The sequence below is a fragment of the Vibrio hepatarius genome (assembly GCF_011806575.1).
Lineage (GTDB): Bacteria > Pseudomonadota > Gammaproteobacteria > Enterobacterales > Vibrionaceae > Vibrio > Vibrio hepatarius_A.
The window spans coordinates 62,894-87,268 of record NZ_JAATOO010000003.1 but is presented as its reverse complement, the minus strand read 5'-3'; the positions used below and the strand labels follow the sequence as shown (position 1 = coordinate 87,268).

General features: G+C 45.4%; 21 protein-coding genes. 9 read left to right on the top strand and 12 right to left on the bottom strand.

The window, feature by feature from the left end; genetic code table 11:
• Positions 1-105 precede the first annotated feature (105 nt).
• The 3 genes from HCZ42_RS03085 to HCZ42_RS03075 all read right to left on the bottom strand — a co-directional run bounded on the left by HCZ42_RS03085 (position 106) and on the right by HCZ42_RS03075 (position 4,094).
• Entirely contained in the window at positions 106-2,019 is a 1,914-nt protein-coding gene (locus HCZ42_RS03085; protein ID WP_167419298.1) for a sensor domain-containing phosphodiesterase, read from the bottom strand.
• A gap of 198 nt (positions 2,020-2,217) precedes the next feature.
• Positions 2,218-3,420: an enoyl-ACP reductase FabV gene (gene fabV, locus HCZ42_RS03080; RefSeq protein ID WP_167419297.1), complete on the bottom strand. Its 1,203-nt coding sequence runs from the start codon at positions 3,418-3,420 to the stop codon at positions 2,218-2,220.
• A gap of 74 nt (positions 3,421-3,494) precedes the next feature.
• Positions 3,495-4,094, bottom strand: a complete 600-nt coding sequence (locus HCZ42_RS03075) for an arylesterase (RefSeq protein WP_167419296.1) — start codon at positions 4,092-4,094, stop codon at positions 3,495-3,497.
• On the opposite strand from HCZ42_RS03075, the gene HCZ42_RS03070 reads away from it, so the two are divergent.
• The 3 genes from HCZ42_RS03070 (at position 4,069) to HCZ42_RS03060 (ending at position 8,945) form a co-directional block, all read left to right on the top strand.
• Positions 4,069-4,767: an ABC transporter ATP-binding protein gene (locus tag HCZ42_RS03070; RefSeq protein ID WP_439848981.1), complete on the top strand. Its 699-nt coding sequence runs from the start codon at positions 4,069-4,071 to the stop codon at positions 4,765-4,767. The two genes, HCZ42_RS03075 and HCZ42_RS03070, sit on opposite strands and share 26 nt — an antisense overlap.
• The gene (locus tag HCZ42_RS03065) at positions 4,767-7,208 is read left to right on the top strand and encodes an ABC transporter permease (RefSeq protein ID WP_167419294.1); all 2,442 of its coding nucleotides are present in this window, start codon (positions 4,767-4,769) and stop codon (positions 7,206-7,208) included. Before HCZ42_RS03070 ends, HCZ42_RS03065 begins: the two co-directional genes overlap by 1 nt.
• A gap of 288 nt (positions 7,209-7,496) precedes the next feature.
• The gene (locus HCZ42_RS03060; RefSeq protein ID WP_167419293.1) at positions 7,497-8,945 is read left to right on the top strand and encodes an FAD-dependent oxidoreductase; all 1,449 of its coding nucleotides are present in this window, start codon (positions 7,497-7,499) and stop codon (positions 8,943-8,945) included.
• 40 nt (positions 8,946-8,985) lie between these two features.
• Here HCZ42_RS03060 and HCZ42_RS03055 read toward each other — a convergent pair whose 3' ends face one another.
• From HCZ42_RS03055 to HCZ42_RS03045, 3 genes are read right to left on the bottom strand one after another with little or no spacing between them, the layout of a single operon-like run.
• Positions 8,986-9,918 (bottom strand): biotin-dependent carboxyltransferase family protein, encoded by a 933-nt coding sequence (locus HCZ42_RS03055; protein WP_167419292.1) that lies wholly within the window; start codon positions 9,916-9,918, stop codon positions 8,986-8,988.
• The gene (locus tag HCZ42_RS03050) at positions 9,915-10,622 is read right to left on the bottom strand and encodes a 5-oxoprolinase subunit B family protein (RefSeq protein ID WP_167419291.1); all 708 of its coding nucleotides are present in this window, start codon (positions 10,620-10,622) and stop codon (positions 9,915-9,917) included. The genes HCZ42_RS03055 and HCZ42_RS03050 overlap by 4 nt, the downstream gene beginning before the upstream one ends.
• A 2-nt stretch (positions 10,623-10,624) precedes the next feature.
• On the bottom strand, positions 10,625-11,371 hold the full coding sequence (locus HCZ42_RS03045) for a 5-oxoprolinase subunit PxpA (RefSeq protein ID WP_167419290.1): 747 nt from the start codon (positions 11,369-11,371) through the stop codon (positions 10,625-10,627).
• A 170-nt stretch (positions 11,372-11,541) separates the two neighbouring features.
• On the opposite strand from HCZ42_RS03045, the gene HCZ42_RS03040 reads away from it, so the two are divergent.
• The 4 genes from HCZ42_RS03040 to galE all read left to right on the top strand — a co-directional run bounded on the left by HCZ42_RS03040 (position 11,542) and on the right by galE (position 17,124).
• Positions 11,542-13,581, top strand: coding sequence for a TonB-dependent receptor plug domain-containing protein (locus HCZ42_RS03040; protein ID WP_254868881.1), 2,040 nt, complete (start codon positions 11,542-11,544; stop codon positions 13,579-13,581).
• Positions 13,571-14,074 (top strand): YfiR family protein, encoded by a 504-nt coding sequence (locus tag HCZ42_RS03035; protein ID WP_167419289.1) that lies wholly within the window; start codon positions 13,571-13,573, stop codon positions 14,072-14,074. The genes HCZ42_RS03040 and HCZ42_RS03035 overlap by 11 nt, the downstream gene beginning before the upstream one ends.
• Positions 14,058-16,022 carry a sensor domain-containing diguanylate cyclase gene (locus HCZ42_RS03030; RefSeq protein ID WP_167419288.1) on the top strand — a complete coding sequence of 655 codons (1,965 nt, stop codon included), beginning with the start codon at positions 14,058-14,060 and terminating at the stop codon, positions 16,020-16,022. Before HCZ42_RS03035 ends, HCZ42_RS03030 begins: the two co-directional genes overlap by 17 nt.
• Before the next feature lie 85 nt (positions 16,023-16,107).
• The gene (galE, locus tag HCZ42_RS03025; RefSeq protein ID WP_167419287.1) at positions 16,108-17,124 is read left to right on the top strand and encodes a UDP-glucose 4-epimerase GalE; all 1,017 of its coding nucleotides are present in this window, start codon (positions 16,108-16,110) and stop codon (positions 17,122-17,124) included.
• Positions 17,125-17,203: 79 nt separating this feature from the next.
• On the opposite strand, the gene HCZ42_RS03020 is transcribed toward galE, so the two are convergent.
• The 6 genes from HCZ42_RS03020 to napF all read right to left on the bottom strand — a co-directional run bounded on the left by HCZ42_RS03020 (position 17,204) and on the right by napF (position 21,769).
• Positions 17,204-17,341: a TIGR02808 family protein gene (locus HCZ42_RS03020; RefSeq protein ID WP_167419286.1), complete on the bottom strand. Its 138-nt coding sequence runs from the start codon at positions 17,339-17,341 to the stop codon at positions 17,204-17,206.
• Positions 17,342-17,351: 10 nt separating this feature from the next.
• The gene (locus HCZ42_RS03015) at positions 17,352-17,927 is read right to left on the bottom strand and encodes a NapC/NirT family cytochrome c (RefSeq protein ID WP_167419285.1); all 576 of its coding nucleotides are present in this window, start codon (positions 17,925-17,927) and stop codon (positions 17,352-17,354) included.
• Positions 17,928-17,947: 20 nt separating this feature from the next.
• Positions 17,948-18,403 carry a nitrate reductase cytochrome c-type subunit gene (locus tag HCZ42_RS03010; RefSeq protein ID WP_167419284.1) on the bottom strand — a complete coding sequence of 152 codons (456 nt, stop codon included), beginning with the start codon at positions 18,401-18,403 and terminating at the stop codon, positions 17,948-17,950.
• 71 nt (positions 18,404-18,474) lie between these two features.
• Complete coding sequence (gene napA / locus HCZ42_RS03005) at positions 18,475-20,964, bottom strand: periplasmic nitrate reductase subunit alpha (protein ID WP_167419283.1); 2,490 nt, start codon at positions 20,962-20,964, stop codon at positions 18,475-18,477.
• Positions 20,961-21,272 carry a chaperone NapD gene (locus HCZ42_RS03000; RefSeq protein WP_167419282.1) on the bottom strand — a complete coding sequence of 104 codons (312 nt, stop codon included), beginning with the start codon at positions 21,270-21,272 and terminating at the stop codon, positions 20,961-20,963. Before HCZ42_RS03000 ends, napA begins: the two co-directional genes overlap by 4 nt.
• Before the next feature lie 2 nt (positions 21,273-21,274).
• Entirely contained in the window at positions 21,275-21,769 is a 495-nt protein-coding gene (napF, locus tag HCZ42_RS02995; RefSeq protein ID WP_167419281.1) for a ferredoxin-type protein NapF, read from the bottom strand.
• A 241-nt stretch (positions 21,770-22,010) separates the two neighbouring features.
• Between napF and narQ the strand changes: the two genes are divergently transcribed.
• Both narQ and HCZ42_RS02985 read left to right on the top strand, forming a co-directional pair.
• The gene (gene narQ / locus HCZ42_RS02990; RefSeq protein ID WP_167419280.1) at positions 22,011-23,744 is read left to right on the top strand and encodes a nitrate/nitrite two-component system sensor histidine kinase NarQ; all 1,734 of its coding nucleotides are present in this window, start codon (positions 22,011-22,013) and stop codon (positions 23,742-23,744) included.
• Positions 23,731-24,363 carry a response regulator gene (locus HCZ42_RS02985; protein ID WP_167419279.1) on the top strand — a complete coding sequence of 211 codons (633 nt, stop codon included), beginning with the start codon at positions 23,731-23,733 and terminating at the stop codon, positions 24,361-24,363. Before narQ ends, HCZ42_RS02985 begins: the two co-directional genes overlap by 14 nt.
• The last annotated feature ends 12 nt before the right edge of the window (positions 24,364-24,375 follow it).

Genomic DNA, 24,375 nt, shown 5'->3' with positions numbered 1-24,375 from the left:
TTGGGGCAGAATTATAAACCTATCTACACCCAATAAGCGAGCGGATAAGCACTCTGATAGTGAGTGTAGGGCAGTTATTTGTTCAAACTAGCTTGAGTCGCTCTATTACAATCCACTGGCGTGCGCATTCGGCGTATCAGATTGTTGCAGCAGGATTGATTCAAACTCGTCGCACGGCATAGGTCTACCGTAAAGATAGCCTTGTCCGACTTCGCACTCTTCAGAAATGATGAAGGTTTCGTGTTTGAGTGTTTCAACCCCTTCAATCGTTACCTGATAACCGAGCTTTTTAGCAATGTTAATAATGGAGCGGACGATTTCTCGGTCTTCAGAATTGCTCTCCAAATGTTGGATAAAGCTCTTGTCGATTTTGAGCGCATCGAACGGGAATTTCTTCAAATAATTGAACGATGCGTAGCCAGTACCAAAGTCATCAAGTGACAGTGTCACTCCAAGTGAGGATAGACTATTCAAGGAGTTAAGTGCTTTTACCTCGTCCGCAATCAAACAACTTTCGGTGACTTCGAGTTCAAGGAATCTCGCGGGTAACTGATAGGTTGTCAGTAAATCCTGCACGGTTTCTACGAAATGTGGATTCTGAAGTTGAACCGCAGATACGTTGACACTGAGTTTGAAATCTTCGATTTGACCGACCCATTCTCCTGCCTTCTGAATCGCAGATCGCAAAACGAAATTACCTACTTCGAATATCAAGCCATTTTGCTCGGCTAAGTGAATAAGCGGTTCGTTTGATATGTCACCTAAGATTGGGTGCCGCCAACGGAGTAAAGCTTCCGCACCAATCCATTTTCGAGTTGCGGGAGACACTTTAGGTTGAAAGTAGAGTAACAGGTCGTCGTTTCTTACCGCTTGCAGTAAGTAGCTCTCTAGCTTGTTGATGTTTTTTTGAATATCCGACAAATCCTGAGAGTAGAAACTGAACTTATGTCCTGAGTCTTTACAGGAAAGCATGGCCTCAAACGCGTACTTCAACAGACAAGTACTGCTGGTGGTATCTTTAGAGGTAGCGATACCAATGTAGCCATGCAAATGGAGCTGTTCACCTTCGATGTTGAACTCAAGTTGGCTGACGTCCAACAAACGGCTACACAGCGTGTGAATGTCTTGCTCAAGGTGCTTAGATGAGAAAATAAACGCCAAGTCAGTTGACGTTGGTCGAGCGGTCAGCAAGTTGTATTCACTTAAATCGCCAGCGCGATGATGATATTGGGTTAGGACTTGATCCCAAACCTTATAGCCGTACTTGGACTGGATACGTCTACCATTAGCGAACCCAACATGAACGACGACAACGTGCTCATTTTCATCTCTTGAGGCTTGTCTGAGTAGAGTCTCGGTTTCGGTTTCAAGCGCAGTGCGGTTTAAGAAACCTGTGGCTAAATCGTGTCTTTGTTGATAGTGCACTTTTTGTTCGGCGGCGCGGCGCTTATCAATTTCTACATTCAGCGAGTAATTGAGGTCGACCAAGTCTTGCGTGCGATTCTGTACGCGGGATTTCAAAATATAATTGAGCTCTTGTAAGCGCGTGTTTTGATATAGCGTCTTTAGGTGCGCCTCAATCGAATCTTTAAACGACTCAAGTAAGGTTCGGTAAGTCTGAGAAAAATGGTTTTCTTTGTCATCAAGAATGCAAATCGTGCCAAACACTTCACCGTTTGGCCAGATCAAAGGAAATCCACAGTAAGCAAGCAATCCAAACTTCATATCTGGGTTGTCTTTCCAAACAGGATCGTTGCTAGCGTTTGGAACTAATAGCTGGTGCTTCTCATTAATGACGGTTTCACAATACAAGCCTTGATCGAGCAGTTCGTTGTCGCCAACAGAGTAGGGATGACTAGTATTAGTATTTGCGGCGAAGACTTCGATACGCTCTGGATGAACGCGCATGATGAGTGCCGCAGGGACGTTGGTTACTTCTGCGAGTAAATTGACGATGGTTTGCCAACCATCTAGCATTTCACGGGGAATGCTGATGTCGGCACAATTGATCTTTAACATACACTATCCCTATGTGCTTTCTTCTTGAGTAAGAGCATTCCTTGGCTCTTAACTAATCATAGCCTTTATTGAGTAAACATTACTCATTTCGTGGTTTTAGCCTTTATCTCTGTGCGCTGTGCGACAGAAACAAAAGAGCCCTCAATCAAATTTGAGGGCTCACGCAAGTTCGAAGGATTCGCTTAAAGATCGCAAACGCTATTCGGTATCTGCTTCTGAGAACACTTTAAGATCAACAGGTTGTGCATAGTCGATGTTGTCGAAACCAAAACCATTCAACTGCATGAATTCTTGTTTGAAGCCAGCATAGTCAGCCAACTGTTTAAAGTTCTCACTGTTAAGTGAAGACATGAGCTGAGTAACTTTTTGCTGTGTTGCTGGATTCAGCTCCCAATCATCCATTCTAACTAGGCGTTCACAATCGACTGGCACTTTGTCTGTGCCGTACAGTTTGCTACTGAATAGACGTTGCATCTGTTCAATACAACCTTCATGCGTGTCTTGTTCTTTCATCACCTTGTATAGTGAAATGATGTAAGGGCTTAAACCAGGTATAAACACACTCGCTTTCGTCACCAGAGCTTTGCATACCGTCGCGTAAGCCCCACCGTCATAACACGCCAACTTCAGGTTTAGTGAATGGCTGGTCTGATGAAGGTCTATCTTCGCACGACCTAATGTGCCATCTAAGTAAATAGGGTGAGTAACTTCAGGCCCCATGTACGAGAATGCGATAGTGTTACAGCCTTGTGCGATAGAGTCTGAGTTGATCAGTGTATCAACCCAAGATTCCCAATCTTCGCCACCCATGACTTTGATGGTGTCTTGTGCTTCAGCTTCGGTCGCCGAGGTGATCGTGGTATCGAGCCAATGGTCGTTTTCGAGCAAAATGGTTGCGCCTGAGACATCTTGACCAATTGGTTTAATCGCAGAACGCCATAAGTCTCCAGTCTCTGGGTTCGGTCTTACGCCACTTGCGACACTGTAGATAATCAGATCAACTTCACCTTCAAAGTAAGTCTCGATCGCTTCGACCACTTCTTCTTTTATCTGACGAGAAAACGCATCGCCTTGAATATTAACCGCAATTCGGCCTTCTTCTTCAGCGTACTTTTTAAAGAATAGATTGTTGTAATAACCCGCAGAGCCTGTGCCTTTATCTGACGGCCCTCGTTCATAAGAGACTGAAATCGTGTCGGCTTTTGCACCACCAAAAGTCAGTGCGGTACGCGCAGCTAAGCCAAAACCAGACGAACCACCGATAATTAATACACGTTTGGGGCCATCGGTGATCGGTTTTGCTTGTTTTACGTAATTAATTTGTTGGAGAACTGCTTGCTCACATCCAAGTGGGTGGGCGGTACGCGCCACAACGCCGTTGATAACGGGCTCAATAATCATCTTTTCCGTCCTTTACCTAAAGGGATTAGATTAAGTTAGCGTAAAACTGAGTAAAGTTTATTGAGCTAGACCAACTAGAGGTGATTAATTAACTCATTGGCAACGAATTCTGCAATCCAAGGCTGGGCTTCAGGCTTAGGGTGTAGACCATCGGCCATCATCCAATCTGGTTTAGTGATCACGCCTTCAAGAAAGAATGGAAGCAGCGTGACTTGGTGTTGTTGAGCCGTTTTGGGATAGAGTTCGGCGAATGCTTCGGTATAGCGTTTACCGTAATTAGGCAGAACACGAATTTGCATCAGTAGAGGCGTTGACTCTGATTGGCGCACCATATCGATCAATTTGCCGAGGTTGCTTTGGATGAGTTTTGGTGGGAAACCACGTAAACCGTCGTTGGCGCCTAACTCGATCAACACGTAATCGGGTTGATGTTGGGAAAGCAGTTGAGGTAGGCGAGCAATACCATTTCCTGTGGTGTCACCGGAGATACTCGCGTTGACGACTTCAACAGGTTTACCTTTGTTAGATAACACATCTGGTAATAAAGTTGGCCATGCTTTTTCAATTGGCATTTGATAGCCTGCACTAAGGCTATCGCCCAAAATCAATAATTTGCTCGCACTAGCTGGATTGGTAAAAACAAGAATAATGGCAAGGGAAAATAGACGAAACATGCAAACATCCGTAATTAAAGCAAACTCACTGTCCAAAGTAGTGTCTACTAATCAGGAACAATTAACAATCCTTGATGGTATAAACCTTGATATCAAAACTGGCGAAAGCGTCGCCATTGTTGGCAGCTCAGGTGCGGGCAAATCAACCTTAATGACGCTGCTCGCAGGGTTGGACACACCTACAACCGGTAGTATCGAATTATTGGATCAAGATATTACCGCTCTGGATGATGAAGCACGCGCTGCAATTCGTAGTGAGTTTGTCGGCTTCGTATTTCAAAGCTTCCTTCTTATCCCAAGTTTAAGCGCGCTAGAAAACGTTACACTGCCTTGTTTATTGAAAGGTGAAGACGAAGACGTGGAACGCGCAAAACAGCTGCTAAGCTCTGTGGGGCTCGAGCATCGTATGCATCATTCACCAGCGCAGCTTTCGGGCGGGGAGCAACAACGCGTCGCGCTAGCTCGTGCATTTATGATCCAACCTAAAGTGTTGTTTGCCGATGAACCGACTGGCAACTTGGATCAGCAAACGGCAGAAAAGGTGATTGAGCTGCTGTTTGAATTGAACAAGCAACACGGCACAACTCTTGTGCTGGTGACTCACGATATGACATTGGCTGAGCTGTGCGAGCGACGTATTCGAATGCACGCGGGTCAGCTTGAGGAGTCGTGATGACAGCACAAGTATCAAAAAATCTTAACCGCCGTTTATTTAGCTGGAGTTTAGGCGAGATTCGCCACGGACAACTTTGGCCCGTCTCAATCGCGTTAACGCTGATCATCGCGTGTATTTTTGCTTTAACCGCACTTGCCGAGCGTATGGAACAGGTAGTGGTAAAGCAGGGCAAGGATGCGTTAACGGCTGACACGGTATATACATCGTCGAATCCCGTTCCTGAACAATTGATCGCCGCCACTCAGCAACAAGGCTTAACCACTTCGCTGCAAACCCGATTTGCCACAATGGTGTTCAGTGATAACGCGATGAAGTTGATTACGGTGAAGTCAATCGATAGCGCTTATCCGCTGCGCGGTGAAATGGTGTTATCGGATGGGAACGCAACGTATTCCAATATCAAACCGGGCGAACTCTGGCTAGATGAACGTCTATTCTCTCAGTTAGATGTTAAGGTGGGTGACAGTGTCACGGTTGGCGATGCGGACTTTATCATTTCAGGCCACATTGTTGAAGAGCCGGGTTTAAGTTTTAATCCTTTCCGTCAAATGCCATCTGCGTTTATCCATGAATCCGACTTAGACAAGACCGGAGCCGTGCAGTTGGGTAGTCGCGTGCGCTTTAGTTTGTATGTCAATGGTGACGAAAAACAAATAGAGAAGGTGAAAGACGTTATCACGTTAACACCAAGTGATCGCTGGCGTGACCAAAATAATGCCAGCCGAACTAATGAAGTGTTCCAACGTACTGAACAGTATCTATCACTGACCGTCGCGATAGTGGTGATCATGGCTGCGACAACTTTGGTGCTCACTTGCCAACACTATGTGACAACTCGGAAAAAGACCATCGCGATGCTGAAAAGCTTAGGTGCGAGTCGTTCTTGGATCGGCCGCTGGTTGTCTATTCAGGTGTTGATTTTATTGGTTACCGCCGCGGTATTAGGTGTCGCGATTGGCGTCGTGCTTGAAGTGTTGCTGCGTATTCCGCTCGTCGATCTGTTGCCTGACCCATTACCTAGTTACGGAATTGGTCCTGCACTGATTGCTATTATGACCAGCATCCTGATTGCTGTGCCAGCGTTAGGTATTCCACTCATGAGCTTGTTGAACGTGAGCGCAGCCAATGTGATGCAGGATTCGCTCAGCTATGAGAAGGGTAAGTCATACCGCTGGCTAGTATTAGTGCCGCTTGTACCTATGTTAGTCGCGTATTATGACAACACTATGGTGTGGATTGTCTTTGGCGGCATGATTGCTTTGTTTGTAGTGTTAGCGGTGTTGAGTTTGGTGGTCACTAAAAGCATAGCGAAAATGCCGCTTACACCGGCGATTAAGTTAGCGCTTAGTCGAATCAACCGTTCGAGTGTTTCTACCGGGATCCAATTCGGCGCATTGGCGCTCTCATTGATGCTGCTCGCGGTGATGTGGTTGGTTCGAACCGATCTACTGACAGATTGGCAACGCACGTTACCTGAAGATGCACCCAATGCGTTTGCACTTAATATTGCCCCTTATGAGCGCGAAGCCTATTTGAAGGTGTTAGACGATAACCAAATCGAACGTTCGCAGGATTATCCGATCATTCGTGGCCGTTTATCTCAAATTAACGGTGAGAATGCCAAAGAATATGCTCAGGGCGGTGAAGGCACCGATGCGTTAAGACGCGAAATCAACTTTACGTTTGCTGATGGTATTCCGGATCACAACGAAGTACTTGAAGGGCAATGGACTAATACTGGGGGTGTGTCGGTTGAATCGGATGTAGCTGCCGACCTAGGTCTCAGTATTGGCGACGAGCTGACGTTCGTTATCAATAGTCAGGAAGTGAGTGCGAAGGTCAATTCAATTCGTCACGTTGAGTGGCGTGATATGAAGCCTAACTTTTACTTCATTTTTACGTCGGATGTCTTGGCTGATATCCCTGCGACGTATTTGGTCAGCTTTAGGCTCAAAGAGCAAGATGACAGTTTGATCAACCAGCTATCAAGAGAGCACCCAACCGTAAGTTTGATGGACATTCGCAGTATGGGAGCAAAAATCCAACAGCTACTGACGCAGATTGTTTGGTCAATAACTGTATTGGCAGGATTAGGTGTTATTGCGGGAGTAATGTTGATATTTACTCTGTTACGCTTAAGTTTGGGACAAAGACAGTCAGAAATACAACTTTACCGTACGCTAGGGGCGAGTAAAAAACGTGTTACACAGACCATTTGGGCGGAGTATGGATTGATGTCACTTATCGCTGGTGTGATAGCCGCAATCGGTGCAGAACTCGTGGTTGGAGCCCTGATGGTGTATGGTTTTGACTTATCACCCTCGTTGCATATCACGTTATGGTTTGCGTTACCTATTGTCACGTTTTTCACATTGGCGTTAGTTGTTAACAGCATGATTAGAGGCCTATTAGTCCCTATAAATAAAGCATTTAGCTGATGTTACTTAGGCTGGGTTATTCAGTTATCCACAAAATCGGTGGATAAAGTTTGGGATAACTCAGCCTGTAGATAACTCACAAATCGGCACAAGCCTTGTGTTGTGAACGTGTGGAGCAATTTTCTTATTCACACTGGGTAAAAATCTGGAAATCTCGATTTTTGAGTCAAGTGTTTTTTTCATTTTTTTATCATAAAAACGCAATTAATTTTCCTTGCAAAAATTGTGTTTTTCTTCTTAGCCCATAGACAGTAAAATGCACTTAGAATGAATGGATTAACCATATAAATGCAGTCTGAAAATCGTCAAACCACAGCATCTTCCATAGCCGTCATTGGTGGAGGTATAGCCGGTGCTACCGCAGCTGTCCATTTCACAGAGCTAGGTCTTAACGTCACTCTTATCGAAAAAAAGAGCAGCTTGGTCTCGGGGCCACCGATCTGTCATTTGCACGCTGGTGGAAATTTGTACAGAGAGATCTCAACCGAGCAATGTTTGGAGCTATTAAAGCAGTCCATCGATACTGCTCGCCTGTATCCTCATACGGTAAACAACCGCCCAACCATTATTGCGGTCCCTTATTTGGACGGTGGGACACCTGAAGAGCTATACGAACGCCTAATCGCGATTCAGAGCGCCTACAAAGAGCTGGTAGAACAAGATCCGGCTAACAAGGTGTTGGGCGAGCCAGAAGACTACTACCGTTTTTATTCCAAAGATGAAATCGAAGCTTTAAAAGATAAAGTTCAGCCAGAGCAGCCAAAGTCGTTTGATGATTGGTTGATCCCATTCGCGAAACATACCAATCTGGAAATGCTGCGATTCCCAATTGCAGTGGTTCAAGAACCGGGCTGGAGCGTGTTCCGGATCGGAGCTTCTGCAGCGTTGGCATTGGAGCAAATGCCAAACTGCAATCTTCTGCTTAATACTCAATTAACCGATCTGGTTGAACAAGAGGGCGGTTGGAAACTCACTTGTGTCAATCAACAAGGCGAGAGTGTTGAAGTTAACGCCGACTATCTTGTTAACGCCTGTGGCTACGAAACCGGCAATATTGATGATTTAGCTGAAAAACCACGTAGTCGTTTAGTCGAGTTTAAAGCGGCATACGTAACCAAATGGACGGGGTACAACGAGCTGTGGCCTGAAGTGATTTTCCACGGCCCGCGCGGTACACCGAATGGTATGGCGCAGTTAACTCCGTATGCAAATGGTGTATTCCAACTCCACGGTATGACAAAAGACATTACTTTGTTTGACGATGGTTTGGTGGCTTCATCGCAGCATTCATCTCAACCTAAGTTGCCAGTTAAACTGGAAGGTAAGATTACCTCTGGCTGGGACCATCAGGTGGCGGTAGAACGTTCCCGACGCGCAATTGAACATATGGCGCGTTTTGTTCCTGATTATCAACACGCGGTTGAGTACGGTACACCTCTGTTTGGTGCGCAGCAAATACCGGGCAGTGATGAAACGCTTCGCGCCGCAGACGTTACCTTTGAAGGCGAGCACTACGCTCGAATTGAAGTGGTTAAAGGTTCGTCTGCCCTTGAAGCCGCGATGAAGATCGTCACACAATGGCATCTACACCAATACCACCAAGAATCAATAGAAAGCTTACATCCAGTGAGTATGTCGCTGAGTGAACAAAGCATCGAAGAGAAAGCGACGGAAATCGCCGTTGAACGCAGTTACCCGCCAGAACTTGCACAATATTACGGTGAAGTACATCAATAAAAAATGGCCCATGCAGGGCCATTTTTCTAATCGCTAAACCCTAGTAACCAAAGTATTTTGCCCATTGGCACCAAACGTCTTGCAGTCCGAGCAGGTCGCCACGAACAAATCGTACTTTCTGACCGGGTTTTGCTTGCGCCAGTCTCGGTAGATCAATACGCGCGACGCAACCCAGTTTTGGGTACCCACCAATAGTCTGACGATCGTTAAGCAATACGATCGGTTCTCCATTGGGAGGCACTTGAATTGAACCGAGAGCAATACCCTCACTCAAGTACTCTTTGTTAGGTGGAGCGACTTTCCCACCACACAAGCGATAACCCATACGATCGACAAACTGACTGACTTCGAACTCTTGCTGATAAAAGCGCTCAAGCTGCGCAGGCGAAAAATCTTCAACCTGATAGCCTTCGATCACTCTGAGTTCGAGCGTGAGGTTGTAATCCGGTTTAAAGCGAAAGGTCATTTGTATTGGCTTTTCTCTCACCTCATGAGCAGAAAAGAACAGCTCATCTTTTGCTTTTAATGGTTCGCCTTTATGCAGACCACCCAATTGATCGCGAGTCACTGCAGAACAACTGCCAAGTTGATAATTGGCCTGAAAACCATGTTTAATCGCCAGATAACTACGCAGGCCGTTTTTGGGTAAGCCAAACGTCAGTGTCTGTCCTTTTCTTGCTGCGAATGTACACCAGTTTGTCAGCGCAACACCGTCCAATTTTGCGTTGAGGTCGCCACCAGCGATTGCCAGTTCACAATCATCATTAATCGCAAACTCAGCCTGGCCTAAAGTGATTTCTAAACAAGGGCAACTGGTCGAGTTACCCAACAAATGATTAGCCCAACTATAAGCGTAGTCATCGACAGGACCGCCTTGCGTAATACCAAGATGCGCCAAACCGAAACGGCCGAAATCTTGTAACAGAGTTTGTTGGCCGGGTTTGACCACAGTAATACTCGCGATGTTGCTCATTGCCATCCCTCCGAAATTTCGCCGCCCAACTCAAGGAAAGTTGTTCTATCAATCGGTTTGAATTTGACCTTAGTACCGATAGAGAAAGGCAAGACAGGAGAGCCGTTTGGGTTGTATATGGTGACTGGACAGTTACCAATAATGTTCCAACCGCCGGGAGACTCACTCGGGTATATTGCTGTCTGGTGATTCGCGATCGCAACGCTGCCTTTTTGTACCTTTAACCGTGGTGATGATTTGCGAGGTAATCTGAGTTTATCTTTTACATTAGTCAGGAAAGCAAACCCAGCCGTGAATCCAATCGCGCCAACGGTATATTCTTGCTCGCTGTGTAGAGCAATGACATCTTCAAGGCTTAAACCTTTGGCTAGGTAAGTTTCTAAGTCAGGGCCGACGTCTTGATGATAATAAACGGGCAATTCAATGTGCTCGCATTCAGGTTGGTTGGGCAGATGTTCAAGCGCCTCTGTGACGATCTTTTCTAGATAAGGAACAAATTCGAAAATAGAGACTCGGTGCGGAAGGTAGTCAATCAGAATAGAATTGAATGAGGGGGTAACATTCATTATCCAAGAGCCAAGTTGATTCCTTAGATAGAGGCTTATTTCGCCAATTACCCAAGATAGTCGGGGGCTAGGTTCAGCTTCAAATCGTATGAGTACTGAACACTCGGCGACGGGATCGATCGTTGTCTCTATATCCAAAGTTATTCCTCCCTGTTTAATGTCTCGCGTATGCGTTCAATCATTTGTATGGCGTCTTCGTTGTCGCCATGCACACAAATGGTATCGGCTTCGAGTGATACGGTATAACCGTCGAGCGTGCGAACTTTTCCGTATTTCGCAATTTGGGTGATTTGATCCAAGATATCATCTTCGTCGGTGATCACTGAGCCGGGTAGGTTACGTGGAGCGAGTTGTCCCGAACTCAAATAGCGGCGATCGGCAAACGCTTCATAAAGTAGCGGTACATCGTAGTTGTCGGCGATATCTAACCATTCCTGCTTATCTGCAATTGCCAGCATCATTAACGGAACATTAAAGCAAGATACGGCATCGACAACGGCTTCAAAGATATTAAGGTCTTTGAGCATATCGTTGTACAGTGCGCCGTGAGGTTTAATGTAGCTCAGCTCAGCATTAACGCTCTCACACAGCGCCTTCAATGCACCGACTTGGTAAATCACCATATTGCAGATTTCTTCCGCTGTGAGCGGGATGCTACGGCGGCCGAAACCTTGCAAGTCTGGATAGCTTGGGTGAGCACCAATTTGAACGTCGTGCTTGAGCGCCATTTTTATGGTTTTGACCATGATGACAGGGTCTGAGGCGTGAAACCCACACGCGATGCTGGCTTGATCAACGTAAGGCATGACCGCGGCGTCGTTACCCATTTTCCAATGACCAAAGCTCTCACCCATATCACAATTTAAATTGATTCGATTCTTTTTCATTAAATGAAAACTCTTTAATCATCATGTTATTAAGATGTTTCAAAAGGCAAAATCAAACAGTGATCGGTTTCATTATTTGATTAAGAATTCAATAAAAATATGCCGTTCCATATATCTATTTTTATTGATAAGTGGAATAATAGCAGCTGCTAATATAGCTAGGAATATGAATGTTTAGGCACTCCATACTGTTTTCGTCCCTTTGCTTAACGGGATTCATTGCATCTGCCAATGATAGTCTAGATGAATTAATGTCGATGAGCTTAGAAGAGCTGTCGATGTTAGACATCACGATGGAAACCGCTTCAAAGTTTGAACAAAAACTTTCAGATATCCCTGCGTCGGTATATGTACTAAGTGGAGAGCGCATCTTACGTAGCGGGGCGTCAACAATAGCGGAAGCATTGTCGCTAGTGCCTGGCATTTACTTTTCTAAATGGAATGAAAACTCTTTCCATGTTTCATCTCGTGGTTTCCATGATGGTCTGTACAACAAGATGTTGGTCATGGTCGATGGTCGCAGTGTTTATAGTCCAATCTATGGCGGCGTGTACTGGAGCACTCTAGACTATATCTTGGCAGATATAGACCGAATTGAAGTACTGCGAGGACCAAGTGGGGCGGTATGGGGTGGCAATGCTGCCAATGGCGTTATCAACATCATCACCAAACCCGCATCTGAAACACAAGGCACTTACTTGTCTGCGACTGGTGGGCGTTATGACGCGTACGATGTTTCGATACGACAAGGTTTCCAAACCGAAAGTGGTGTTTCAGCACGCGCTTTCTTCAAAACCCGCAATAATCCCAATTATTTGTCGCACCATGCCGATCATTGGCGTACCGATTCCGCAGGAATTGTGGTTGAAAATGATTCGTGGGCGGTACGCGCTGGCGGAACAAAAACCAGCACTAAAGAGTATTTCAATTTGGTCGAATACGATCCAAATGATCCGTACTACTCGCCAATCGAATTTGACGCCGGAACGCGCGACTACAAAACGTCGAGTGCTTATGCACAGTTTACTTATTCTAAGACACTTGAATCGGGCGATAAGCTCAATACCAGCCTTTGGGTCGACCATGTTGATGATGAGTCGTTAGAAGCGCCTGGCAAGTACACCACGCTTGATATTGAGGTTAATTATCTTGCTAAGTTGAGTGAGCGCCATGAGCTGTTGCTTGGGGCTGGCTACCGGTATGTCGATATGGAGTTTGGCTCGCACTGGTTGGATACTGATCTCTATAAACCTTCAATGTATCTGCGTATGTACGATATCGACGGAGCAGATGACTATATCGCCAACGTGTTTGTTCAATCTGATTACCAATGGACAGATAAACTCAGTTCGGTGTTGGGACTAAAAGCAGAACACTTCGAACAGAACGGCGAGACCGAACTAGCACCACAAGCGCGTATGCTTTATCAATTTACACCTGAACATAGCGGATGGGTAGGTGTTGGTCGTGGAGTGGTTTCACCATCCTATATGAACTCAAACGCAATCCAACAGTGGGTAGGCACCGAGGAAATTGGCGGAGAGCTTTATGGCTTAACTTTTCTTACTATGCCCAACCGTGAGTTGGATACTGAGTCGGTTTGGACTTACGAAGCTGGGTATCGATTCCAGCCATCTCCATCGTTTGAACTGGATGTGACCGCATTTTACAGTCGCCATAAAAATATACGCGCTCAAGACTGCAATACGTCTTTCACAATTGTTGGCTATGAGCATCTGAGGTTCTGCTTCACCAATGACGACTATGACGCGAGTACGAAAGGTGTGGAGCTAGCATCGCGTTATGCATTTAATGATCATCTGAGTTTGTACGCAACCTACAGTTATCTAACCGTCGATGCAAAATGGCAAGGTGGTAGCTTGTCCAATGGAGAAGCCGAAAGCTATTTGTCGTTACCTAAGCAGCATATGGCAAGTCTCCAGAGTGTTTGGGACATTAGCCGTTCATGGCAATGGGACTTCATTGTGCGTTACAACGATATTGAGTACTTAGACGACCCAATTAATGACGTATTGGATGAGCTAAAGCCACATTTCACGGTAGATACGCGCTTAGGTTGGCAGATGAATGAGCAATCGCCGACCATAGAAATTATTGCGCAGAAGGTATTTGCTGAAGAACTGTATGACTCTTGGAGCCTATATCCGAACGAACAACTTTATTTCGTAAGGTTGTCTCATGAGTTTTAAGCTAACGATCGCCGGTACATTTCTGATTTTGGCAGGTATATCGTTCCAAGCGTTGGCGAAATTTACTCCTGAGCAAGTTAAAGCCGTCTATATCTATCGTATTGCCAACTTTATCCACTGGGAACAGGATTCACTGATGACGCAAGTGAACATCTGTGTACCCGACAATCAGCCAATTAGACAGATCCTTACTGAGATAACTCAAGACAAACAGGTCCGCAATAAGCCAATCAGGGTTGCCGACGAAGACTGCCATATCTTGTTTATATCGCAATTGGATAACTTACCTACCGATTCAGACTCACATCGAAGAACGGTATCTATTAGTGATATGGATAATTTTACCAACTATGGCGGTGCTATCGAACTGAACATAAGTAATGGGCGAATTAAACCAAGAGTCAACCTAGATAACATCGGTGCTTACTCGATTTCATCTAACTTTTTACGTGTTTCAAATATTGAGGGAGGCGACAATGAAGCTTCTCAGTAATATGCCGCTAAAAAGCAAACTGATCCTGCCAATCATCATGTTTGCAGCGATGATCTTTTTTACGTCGCAGGGGTACGCGTTTTTCAGCACTTACGAGACGCAGAAAGATAACTTAATCGATCGTGTCAGCGTGCTGGCTAAAGGTGTTGCTTACAACCTACAAGCCGCCATTTTGTTTGATGACCGTCTGAGCGCAGCTGAAGTGTTAGATGCATTCTCTGCAGACAACGATATTGTTTCTGTAAAACTGTATTCGTCAGACAAGCAGTTATTTGCTGAATACCAGCAGCAAGGCAATGCAATACCGACACCAACGGAATCTCAACGTAAAGTCATCGCGAAACAACACTTTGCGGTCGGTGAAGACTTCATCTTCTTGGTCGTCCCTGTACAAGTCGAACAAGAAACTATCGCGGAAATGAGCATCACCGTATCAAAAGACTCATTCCAGCAGTTGTACAATTCAGCGCTGACGAATGGGGTGATCTTTCTGTTCTTACTCATCATTGGTTGCAGCGTATTGTATTTAGCCGTTGATAAGTTCATCGTACGGCCGCTGCACAGCTTAAATCTGGGCATGCGCAATTATATCAATCGCCAACAAAAGGGCGTGAGTATTGAAAGTTCAGCTAACGATGAAATTGGCGATTTGGTTCGAGCGTTTAACACTATGTTGCAGAGACTAAACCAACGTGACCAGCAGGTGGCGTATACGCTAGATAAATTAGAGGCAGAAAAGTCATTTGCGAATGAAGTGGTAGAAATGGTTAAACATGCGCTTATCGTTGTAGAGCCAAGCGGGGAAGTGAGGCTTTATAATGCGGCTGTATGTAGCGTGTTCAAATGCTCAAGTGTCATTTGTCAGGGAGCGAATTTGGTTGATTTGATGTATGACGATAACCGCCGTTTTATTAAGAATGCGTTGGAGAATAACTTAGAATTTACTGATGAACAGATTTGGACAAAAGATATCTTCGACCAACCTCAATTGCTGCAAATTACTTGTACTAAGCTCACCAAGCGTGAACAGTTCCTTTTTGCGATACAAGATATTACCGAAGTGGAGGCAGCATTAAGTCGCCAAAGATTGGCCGCTGGCGTATTTGAAAATAGCCAAGACGGCTTGATGGTGACTAACGAATCTGACGTCATCACTATGGTAAACCCAGCGCTCACAGAGCTTCTCGGTTACCCTCAAGAAAGCTTGTTAGGTAAAATGCCCGAACAAGTGTTTGACTGGCAGCAGTTCCGTTCTCTGATGCCTGCGATTAAAGAATCCGTTATCCAGTTTGGACAATGGCAAGGTGAGGTGTGGGAGAAAGACTGCAACGGAAAGAAAGTACCAATGTTCGCCAAGGTTTCTCGCATCAAAACCGCGCAGTCTGACAATCAATATGATTATGTTTTTATCCTGTCTGACCTATCTAGCATCAAAGAAATGGAGCGACTCGAGTACTTGGCGCACCATGACTCGTTAACTGGGGTCGCAAACCGTGCTCAGTTATATCGAGTGTTAGACGAAACGTTAAAGCAGGACCAAGACGACGCGTCTGGCTGGGCACTGTTCTACTTAGACCTTGATGGCTTTAAACAAGTGAATGACAGTTTTGGTCATGACGCGGGAGACGAAGTCCTCAAGCAAGTGGCGCAGCGTTTGGTGGCTCAGGTTGGAAACCAAGATTTGGTCGCTCGTCTTTCAGGCGATGAGTTCGTCGTGTTTGTTAGATCGATAGATAAAGAGGCGCTGACCCCATTGTCTGAACGCATAGTGAAAGTGATCAGAGAAGATATCGTATACCGCAACCAAATTTTGAATGTGGGTGTCAGTGTTGGTGTAACCTATGTAGATGAGCCAGAGCAATCGATGGAAACGATCATTAAGCGAGCGGATCTGGCGATGTATCAGGCGAAGAATGATGGTAAGAGTCGTTTTGTGATTAAACGATGACGTTTGGTATTGTCTCACTTTTGCGCTATATTTCTCGCGCTAGGTTCGCTAACATTAAATCAATTTATTCAAAAGGTTATAACAAATGAACGTCTTGGTTACTGGCGGTATGGGTTACATTGGTAGTCATACTTCCATTCAAATGATTCAAGCGGGAATGACTCCTGTAATTTTTGACAATCTATACAACAGCAAGAAAACGGTTCTTGACCGAATTGAAAAAGTATCAGGTGTAAGACCGACTTTTATCCAAGGTGATATTCGCGATAAAGCGGTGCTGGTTGAAGTACTGAAACAACACAACATCGAAGCTGTGATTCACTTTGCTGGTCTCAAAGCGGTAGGTGAGTCGGTAGCGAAACCATTGGAATACTACGACAATAACGTTCACGGCACTTTAGTACTTGTGGATGCAATGCGTGAAGTGGGCGTTAAAACTCTTGTTTTCTCATCATCGGCGACGGTTTATGGCGATCCTGCTTCAGTGCCAATTACAGAAGACTTCCCAACCAGCGCAACTAACCCTTACGGTCGTAGCAAACTGATGGTTGAAGAGTGTCTGACTGACTTCCATAAAGCGAACCCTGAGTGGAGCATTACGCTGCTGCGCTACTTCAACCCTGTTGGCTCTCATCCGTCTGGCGAGCTTGGTGAAGATCCGCAAGGCATTCCAAACAACTTGATGCCATTTGTGTCACAGGTTGCAGTTGGTCGTCGTGAGTTCCTGTCTGTGTTTGGTAGTGATTACCCAACAAAAGACGGTACTGGTGTGCGTGATTACATCCATGTGATGGACTTGTCTGATGGTCACGTTGCGGCGTTACAGAAAGTAGGGCGTAAGGACGGTTTGCACGTTTATAACTTGGGTACAGGTAATGGATACAGTGTTCTAGAGATGGTTAAAGCGTTTGAATCTGCGTCAGGTAAACAAGTGCCATACCAAATCGTTGATCGTCGTCCTGGTGATATTGCGGAGTGTTGGGCCGATCCAGCAAAAGCGATGAAAGAGCTAGAATGGCGAGCGGAGCGCACTCTTGAACAAATGACGGAAGATACTTGGCGTTGGCAGTCAAACAACCCGCAAGGTTATCCAGAAGCCTAAACGAGCTTAAACAAAAAGCCACCGAATCTTCGGTGGCTTTTTAGTCGTTAAAACGGTGCAGCTCTAAGTAAAGGGAGAATTACTTAACTTCTTTGTCTTTACCCAGAGACAGAATCCACAGTGAGAATACTGCAACTACCGCGAAACCAGATAGAATAATAATTGGCATAGCACTGTAGCCGAGTACGTGCCAAATGATCGATTCTAATGTACTCATCTATAGCTCCTTATTGCCAGCCTTCAACGCCTTGCATATCTGGCAGTTTATGTGCGATGCCTTTGTGACAGTCTACACAGGTTTTCTCACCAGATGCTAGGGCAGTTGAGTGTTGTTTTGCACTACGTTCACCTTGCTCGGAGAAGTCCATGTACTCAAACTGGTGACAGTTACGACATTCCAGTGAATCGTTCTTCTTCAATCGAGACCATTCCCGCTCGGCAAGGTGAGCACGACGTGCTTGGAACTTCTCTTGCGTATCGATAGTACCGATAAAGTGGGCAAACAGCTCTTTCGAAGCCTGAACTTTACGAACGATCTTATCTGTCCATTCATGAGGAACGTGACAATCTGAACAAATTGCGCGAACACCTGAGCGGTTAGAGTAGTGAATCGTCTCTTGGATCTCGGCAACAATAGGTGCGTGACAACCAGAACAGAATTCTTCGGTGTTGGTTGCTTCCATACCCGTGTTAAATGCGCCCCAGAATAGAAGACCACCAGCAAAGCCCATAAAGAGTACAACACCGACCGCTGCTTTACTCGGACTCGTCAGCCGCTTCCAAAACGCTTTTAATAGTTTCATAGTTAGCCTCTTACAAACGGTTATTTAAGTGAGTCAACAGCTTCAAAGTTGTTCTTAATAAGCGGCTTAGCGTTTGCTTGTGGAACATGGCACTGTAAACAGAAGTAACGACGTGGTGATACGTCTGACAATACCGCATCTTCACGGTTAACGTAGTGAGTCACACTGATTTTAGTTGCGCCCATTTCTTTCGCATTTTTCCAGCTGTGGCAAGACAGACATTTGTTCGCGTTCAACGACACTTCGTAGCCGCGGATGTTATGCGGGATAAGAGGTGGTTGGTATACAAAGCTTGTATCTAACACTTGTTCGCGTGGGTACTTCTTGAAGTCATCAGCAGGGCGAGTATCTTCAAGCTCAGTCGCACCACGTAGAGATTCTAATCCACCTGTGCCACCTGGGTTGTCTAGTTCAGCCAGTACACTACCACTTAACAGCGCACCAACAGATAATAGTGCAACAAGTAATTTTTTCATTTTACATTCTCCGCCTTATGGCTAAATTCTTTTGATTGGTCGCCATATTTCAGGCGACCATCGCATTCTCATTAAGCAACTTTGGTGATCTTAACTGGACACTTCTTGAAGTCTGTCTGTTTAGACAGCGGGTCAGTAGCGTCGAGGATCAATTTGTTGATCAAGATGCGTGCGTCAAAGAATGGTACGAATACCAAGCCTTGAGGTGGACGGTTACGGCCACGAGTTTCAACACGAACTCGGACTTCACCACGTTTGTTAGCAATAACAACCTCTTCGCCACGGCGAACGCCACGCGCTTTCGCGTCAGCAGGGTGCATGTAACACACTGCATCAGGAACCGCTTTGTATAGTTCTGGTACACGACGAGTCATAGTACCTGTGTGCCAGTGCTCAAGAACACGACCTGTACATAGCCATAGATCGAACTCTGAATCTGGAGATTCTGGTGGTGCTTCGTATGGTGCTGAGATGATCAGTGCTTTACCATCTGGTTTACCGTAGAAGTCCCAACCTGAACCTTTCTTCGCGTACGGGTCAGAGCCTTCTTTAAAGCGCCATAATGTTTCTTTGCCCTCAACAACTGGCCAACGTAAACCGCGCACTTCGTGGTAACGATCGTACGGTGCTAAGTCGTGACCGTGACCGCGACCAAACTGTGCATACTCTTCGAAAATACCTTTTTGTACGTAGTAGCCGAAGTGGTGTGAGTCATCATTCAAATCACGCGCTTCTTCAACTGGGAACTTGTTGATTGTGCCGTTAGCAAACAGCATGTCATACATAGTTTTGCCGCGGTATTGAGGCGCTGCAGCAAGTTGTTCTTCTGTCCACACTTCTTCCATCTTGAAGCGTTTAGAGAACTCCATAATCTGCCAAAGGTCTGACTTCGACTCGCCAACCGTTCCTACTTGTTGATACCAAGCTTGAGTACGACGTTCTGCGTTACCGTAAGCACCTTCTTTTTCAATCCACATTGCTGTTGGAAGAATAAGATCCGCGGCTTGTGCAGTCGCAGTAGGGTATGGGTCAGAACATACGATAAAGTTCTCTGGGTTACGGTAACCAGGTAGACGTTCCGTATTGATGTTTGGACCCGCTTGCATGTTGTTGTTACACATTACCCAGTAAGCGTTTAGCTTACCGTCTTTCAACATACGGTCTTGAACAACAGCGTGGAAGCCCGGCTTCGGCGGAATTACGCCGTCAGGAATGTTCCAGATGCCTTCTGCGATCTTACGGTGTTTAGGGTTAGCAACAACCATATCTGCTGGTAGACGGTGTGAGAATGTACCGACTTCACGTGCAGTACCACAAGCTGAAGGTTGGCCTGTTAGTGAGAACGGGCTGTTACCTGGAGTTGCGATTTTACCAGTTAACAAGTGGATGTTGTAAATCAAGCTGTTCATCCAAACACCACGAGTATGTTGGTTCATACCCATAGTCCAAAGTGACATCACTTTTCTGTCTGGATCAGCGTACTGTTTCGCGAGTTCGATGAGCTTCTCTTGAGAAACCCCCGACATCTCTGACGCTTTTTCTACCGTGTAAGGCGCAACAGATGCTTTGTATTGCTCAAAGCTGATGTCAGACATCGCACCCGAGTTAGGGTTAGCTGCTGCTTTTTGTAGGGGATCGTCATCACGCAGACCGTAACCGATATCGGTTGTCGCTTGCTTGAAGTTAGTGTGTTTGTTAACGAAGTCCCAGTTAACTGCATCGTTTTGGATGATGTAGTTTGCAATGAAGTTCGCGATCGCCAAGTCAGTTTGCGGAGTGAAGATGTAGCCAGAATCCGCTAACTCAAAAGAACGGTGGTAGTAAGTCGACAGCACGTTAACTTTAACATGTGGGTGACTTAGGCGACGGTCAGTAATACGAGTCCAAAGAACAGGGTGCATTTCTGCCATGTTCGAACCCCAAAGAACGAATGAATCTGCGTTCTCGAAGTCGTCATAACAACCCATTGGTTCATCGATACCGAAAGTACGCATGAATGCGCCTACCGCAGATGCCATACAGTGACGTGCGTTAGGGTCGATGTTGTTCGAGCGGAAACCCGCTTTCATCATTTTAGCCGCAGCGTAACCTTCCATTACGGTCCATTGACCAGAGCCGAACATACCAACGCTAGTCGGGCCTTTCTTCTTCAGTGCTTCTTTCCATTTTTCAGCCATAGTATCGAAAGCTACATCCCAAGAAACTGGAGTGAAGTCGCCTTCTTTGTCGTACTGACCATCACGCATACGAAGCAGTGGCTGAGTCAAACGGTCTTGACCGTACATGATCTTAGATAAGAAGTAGCCTTTGATACAGTTAAGGCCTTTGTTTACTGGAGCTTCTGGGTCGCCTTGAGTCGCAACCACTTTGCCATTTTGTGTACCAACAAGAACAGAACACCCTGTACCACAGAAACGACAAGGCGCTTTGTCCCATGTAATTTTAGTTTGGTCTGAGCTCGCGATCAGGTTCGCTGCAGAAGCTGGCAGGGTAACGCCCGCTACTGCCGCAGCTGATGCTGCTGCGTTTGCTTTCACAAACGCTCGTCTTGTCATCTTCATACTTCACCCTCGGTTTGGGAATGTTCGGTTCCAGTGTCTTTATTGTTCGATTCGTCATTCAGCTCAGTTTCGATTTGGTGGTAAACCAGAACTGTGCTCAAAACGTTCGGTAAATTGTTAATCGCGTCAATGGTATCGGTAATGAATCCCTGATTTTCTGTTTCCAGAACCACGACAATTTTTCCCTCTGGGCTATCGCCATAAATCTCTGCATTTTCGAATGCTTCAATTTGAGGTTTAATTTCGTCTAAGTGCTCAGGTGAAACATGAACCACTAAGCTAGAAATATGCACTTCGTTAAGTGACATAGTTATCTTCCGTTATTGTTTAAATTGCTCACATTGATGGATGAAGTTGGGCATACCGAAACGCATGCGCCACAGCCATTACATTCATCAAGGTCTAAATCTGGTTGGGCGACTTTACCTATTTCTAATTTGAATCGAATCGCCATTGCTTCGCAGGCGTCACCACAACTGCGGCATTCAACATTTTGTTTCGCTAAGCAGCTATCATTAATCGTCGCTTTTGCATGCCATGGTGCGTCTGCTTTAGCAAGAAACAGTGACTCAGGACAAACATCTGCGCACTGATAACAAAAGGTGCATTCATCAATATTAAAATCGACGCTAGGGAAGCCCCCATCGCCTTTTGTGATTATCTTCGTTTCACATTTGTCGGCACATTTTCCGCATCGGGTACATAAGTCAGTAAACTGCGCAGGGTTAGCTAACCAAGGCAATCGGACTGCCGATTCGTCTACTCGAGTACGCGAAAAAAAACGCCGTCTGGATATGTCGATCACTGTGTAATCCAAATTTTAAGAACCTGAACTAAGCATAGTTCACAGTTCCTATTAATAAACTGTCATTTAAGCTCATATAAATTGTAAGTTTTGACATATTTGTATAAATACCCCTTAGGGGTTAATTACCAGTAGTTCTTGTTTTAGATCAATAAATTCCGGATGGTTTGATCACATATTGTGCCAGCCGGTTAATAAGAGTATTAATAAAGGCGAAGAAGCGGTTAAGCATGGTGAAGCAGTGTTAAAGTTTGTTAAGAGATCGGTCACAAGTACAGTGGCAAAGGCGATGGGTTTAATCCTCGCTTTGTCGTTGGCGACAACAAGCTTCGCGATCATTACTTTGGCTTCAAGCTTAAACGATGCAGAGGCAGTCAACGTAGCCGGTTCGATGCGTATGCAAAGCTATCGATTGGCGCACGATATTCAGTCTTCGTCGGCCGATTACACCGACCATATTGTGATGTTTGAACGCTCGATTTATTCGCCGTCGATGAAAGCATTGCAAAGTTGGACCGTACCAAAAGACATTACGAATGATTACTACATGCTGATTATCCGTTGGCATGAGCTAAAACACGTTTTAAAAAGCCAAGACCGAGAAATGTACCTTGAGCTGGTGGCAGAATTCGTTCAGCAAATCGATGCGTTTGTGTTTAAGTTACAGAACTTTTCAGAGCAGAAGCTCATTAAACTCGCTTGGGTGGGTGGTCTTGGTTTAGGTGGCATCCTGATTGTCAGCATGTTCGTCGTTCATTATATTCGTAAGCAGATCGTTAAGCCGCTTAACTCGTTGGTTTCAGCGAGTCAACAGATCCAATCACGCTCTTTTGATGTTGAATTGAATGTGTCCTCAGAAAATGAAATGGGCATACTGACACAAACATTTAACGACATGGCTGCGGAACTTGGCAAACTGTATCGCGGATTGGAAAAGGCCGTTAACGAGAAAACACAGAAGCTCCAGCACGCGAATGATTCGTTGAAGGTGCTTTACAAATCTTCGCAAGAGTTGACTGTTTCTCGAATCACCCACGACAACTTTGAAGCCATCCTGAAACATATTGTGAGCTTAGAAGGTATTGTGGCGGCCAAACTGGAAATCACTGCCGAGGGCGAAAAACCACTGATTCTTACTGAAGGCGGTCAGTGCACTAAATGCGGTGATAACTGCCAAAGTAAAGCTTTGTCACTTGATGGGATAGAGCTCGGTACGCTTTATTGGAAAGTGAATTTGCCGTGCCCAGACCAAGCCTTGATTGATAACTTCGTTCAAATATTGTCTCGCGCCGTGTATTACAATCAAGCACAGCGTCAGGCCGAGCAGTTGCTGCTGATGGAAGAAAGGGCGACGATCGCTCGAGAATTGCATGATTCTCTCGCTCAATCGTTGTCTTATCTAAAGATTCAGGTTTCACTGCTTAAAAGAGGAATGGCTAAACTGCCGGAATCCAATCAATTGGAAAAGACAACGCCGATTCTCGCGGAATTAGATACAGGGTTGTCTTCTGCATATACTCAGTTGCGTGAGCTGCTAACAACTTTCCGTTTGTCGATTACTGAAGGCAGTTTTGGTTCTGCTTTGAATGAAATGACTGAGCAATTGGGCGAACAAACTGAAGCGAAGATTGAACTGAATAATGAGCTCTCGTCGATTGAGTTAGATGCCAACCAACAAGTGCATCTACTACAGTTAATTAGAGAGGCGACCATTAATGCGATTAAACACGCCAACGCGACAAAGATAGCGATTCGATGCCAAGAGACCGAAGATAAGGTTACTGTCTCTGTGATTGATGATGGTGTTGGCTTTGATAAACAAAACGAGAAACTCAACCATTATGGGTTGAGCATCATGCAAGAGCGCGCATCTAGATTAAACGGCAACCTAAGTGTAACGAGCCAAACGGGTGAAGGTTGCCAAGTACTATTAGAATACCCGAAGACTAAGGAAGTAAACGTTGAGCGAATATAAAGTACTGCTGGTGGATGATCATCCATTGATGAGACGGGGAATCAATCAACTACTCAGTTTCGAAGACGAATTTGAAGTGGTTGCAGAAGCAAGTAATGGCGCAGACGCCGTTGCGTTGAACCACGAGTTGCAACCAGATTTGATCCTGCTTGATCTTAATATGAAAGGCATGTCCGGACTCGATACACTTAACGCGTTACGCGCAGATGGTTGTGATGCTTCGATTGTTATTCTAACGGTCTCTGACAGTCCGGCGGATATTGAAGCCATCGTTAAAGCAGGGGCTGACGGATACTTACTGAAAGATACAGAGCCTGATGAGCTGGTGGATCTATTAAAACAATCGCTGACAGGCACCAAGTCTTACAGTCAGGAAGTGCAGAAATACTTGGAAATGAGAGAACATTCGACCGACGTATTTGATGAACTGACTGATAGAGAAATGCAGATCTTACGTGAGGTGGCGAAAGGCTATCGAAATAGACAGATCGCAGATGCGCTGTTTATCTCGGAATCGACCGTTAAGGTACATATGAAAAGCTTATTGAAAAAGCTCAAAGTACCATCTCGCACGGTAGCAACAGTGATGTACTTAGAACGCTATGGCGATATGAAATAACAGTTCTGTATA

Coding starts and splice junctions, on each gene's coding strand:
- HCZ42_RS03085 (WP_167419298.1), bottom strand. CDS start 2,019: ATGTTAAAGATCAATTGTGCCGACATCAGCATTCCCCGTGAAATGCTA.
- fabV (WP_167419297.1), bottom strand. CDS start 3,420: ATGATTATTGAGCCCGTTATCAACGGCGTTGTGGCGCGTACCGCCCAC.
- HCZ42_RS03070 (WP_439848981.1), top strand. CDS start 4,069: ATGGCAAGGGAAAATAGACGAAACATGCAAACATCCGTAATTAAAGCA.
- HCZ42_RS03075 (WP_167419296.1), bottom strand. CDS start 4,094: ATGTTTCGTCTATTTTCCCTTGCCATTATTCTTGTTTTTACCAATCCA.
- HCZ42_RS03065 (WP_167419294.1), top strand. CDS start 4,767: ATGACAGCACAAGTATCAAAAAATCTTAACCGCCGTTTATTTAGCTGG.
- HCZ42_RS03060 (WP_167419293.1), top strand. CDS start 7,497: ATGCAGTCTGAAAATCGTCAAACCACAGCATCTTCCATAGCCGTCATT.
- HCZ42_RS03055 (WP_167419292.1), bottom strand. CDS start 9,918: ATGAGCAACATCGCGAGTATTACTGTGGTCAAACCCGGCCAACAAACT.
- HCZ42_RS03045 (WP_167419290.1), bottom strand. CDS start 11,371: ATGAAAAAGAATCGAATCAATTTAAATTGTGATATGGGTGAGAGCTTT.
- HCZ42_RS03040 (WP_254868881.1), top strand. CDS start 11,542: ATGTTTAGGCACTCCATACTGTTTTCGTCCCTTTGCTTAACGGGATTC.
- HCZ42_RS03035 (WP_167419289.1), top strand. CDS start 13,571: ATGAGTTTTAAGCTAACGATCGCCGGTACATTTCTGATTTTGGCAGGT.
- HCZ42_RS03030 (WP_167419288.1), top strand. CDS start 14,058: ATGAAGCTTCTCAGTAATATGCCGCTAAAAAGCAAACTGATCCTGCCA.
- galE (WP_167419287.1), top strand. CDS start 16,108: ATGAACGTCTTGGTTACTGGCGGTATGGGTTACATTGGTAGTCATACT.
- HCZ42_RS03020 (WP_167419286.1), bottom strand. CDS start 17,341: ATGAGTACATTAGAATCGATCATTTGGCACGTACTCGGCTACAGTGCT.
- HCZ42_RS03015 (WP_167419285.1), bottom strand. CDS start 17,927: ATGAAACTATTAAAAGCGTTTTGGAAGCGGCTGACGAGTCCGAGTAAA.
- HCZ42_RS03010 (WP_167419284.1), bottom strand. CDS start 18,403: ATGAAAAAATTACTTGTTGCACTATTATCTGTTGGTGCGCTGTTAAGT.
- napA (WP_167419283.1), bottom strand. CDS start 20,964: ATGAAGATGACAAGACGAGCGTTTGTGAAAGCAAACGCAGCAGCATCA.
- HCZ42_RS03000 (WP_167419282.1), bottom strand. CDS start 21,272: ATGTCACTTAACGAAGTGCATATTTCTAGCTTAGTGGTTCATGTTTCA.